The sequence below is a fragment of the Hymenobacter agri genome, from assembly GCF_054778495.1.
Genome location: NZ_BAAGZM010001204.1, coordinates 1 through 650, shown reverse-complemented (window position 1 = coordinate 650; position 650 = coordinate 1). Strand labels below are relative to the sequence as shown.

Genomic DNA, 650 nt, shown 5'->3' with positions numbered 1-650 from the left:
GGCGGCGGCGTGGTGGCCGGCGAGCTGGCCGCCGCCGGCCACGACGTGCTGGTGCTGGAAAAAGGTCCCTATTGCCACGGCTGTGACTTCACCCAGCACGAAGTCGACATGCTGGGCATGCTCTACGACGCCAAGGGCACGCTTAGCACGCAGGACGGCGGCATCGGCATTCTGGCCGGCTCCTGCCTGGGCGGGGGCACCACCGTGAACTGGGCCGGCTCCTTCCGCACGCCCGACTACGTGCTGCAGGAATGGGCCCGCGAGCACAATGCGCCCCACTTCACCACCCTCGAATTCAAGGAAAGCCTCAACGCCGTGGCCCGCACCATTGGCGTGAACACCAACTACACCCGCCACAACGGCCAGAACCAGGCCCTCTGGGATGGCTCAACCCGGCTGGGCCAGGAAGTGAAGCTGATTCCGCGCAACGAAAAGGGCCTCACCGATTCGGATGCCCACTTCCGCAGCCTCGGCTACACCACGCTGGGCGACGCCCACGGCATCAAGCAGGGCACGCTGAACACCTACCTGCTCACGGCCTTCGAGCACGGCGCCCGCCTGCTGGCCGATACCAAAGTCGACCGCGTGACCATTGCCCACGGCCGCGCCACCGGCGCCGAAGCCGTGCACCGTACCGCCGACGGCCGCGA

At 67.7% G+C, this 650-nt stretch carries 1 protein-coding gene; it reads left to right on the top strand.

What is annotated here, in order from left to right; translation table 11 throughout:
• Positions 1 to 650, top strand: a 650-nt coding sequence (locus tag ACYVDE_RS25335; protein WP_460504279.1) for a GMC family oxidoreductase N-terminal domain-containing protein, incomplete at both ends; no start/stop codon positions are given.